Source organism: Microbispora hainanensis, assembly GCF_006874475.1.
GTDB classification, from domain to species: Bacteria; Actinomycetota; Actinomycetes; order Streptosporangiales; family Streptosporangiaceae; genus Microbispora; species Microbispora hainanensis.
The window spans coordinates 1-555 of the sequence record NZ_VIRM01000189.1 but is presented as its reverse complement, the minus strand read 5'-3'; the positions used below and the strand labels follow the sequence as shown (position 1 = coordinate 555).

The following is a 555-nucleotide window of genomic DNA, read 5'->3' as shown; positions in this document are numbered from 1 at the left end:
TGTTCTGCCGTTCGTGCCGTTCGTGCCGGCCGCTGGTGGCGCGGCGGCCAGCCTGGACAGGTAGGCGCAGGTCGCAGCGTCGAAGTCGTCGCCGTCCAGGCGGGCCAGCAGCCGTCCCAGGGTGGAGGCGGCCAGCCGTACGGGGCCCGGGAGACCGATCCGGGCGCGTAGCTCGGGATCGTATCCGGCGATGAACCGGGTGATCTTCGCCAGGGAAGTCGCTCCGCCGAGCACGGCGAGCAGGGCTAACGCGAGCAGCGGGCCGAGTCGGTAGCGGCGCCCGCGGCGGCTGCGAGGGTCCGGTATGGCATCCAGCACCTCGGCCAGGGTGGGCAGGTCGGACAGCGGATCGCAGATGGTGACGCGCTCCAGGTGGCGGGAGAGCACGTCGATCGGGGATGATGGCACGCGAACGCGACCCCTGTTCTTGATCGACTGGCTAGACACCGACGATCATGAGGGGTCGCGTTTGTCATCTCCGCACCGGGGCGCCCTCAACTACCCGTCCGTCCCAGGGCTGCGCCCATCTCACCAGCCGAGAACGCTTGGGCCCTG

At 70.3% G+C, this 555-nt stretch carries 1 protein-coding gene; it reads right to left on the bottom strand.

The annotated features are described in order from the left end of the window. On the bottom strand, positions 1-408 hold a 408-nt coding region (locus FLX08_RS40110), incomplete at its 3' end, for a transposase family protein (protein ID WP_208761994.1). Between the last annotated feature and the right edge of the window lie 147 nt (positions 409-555).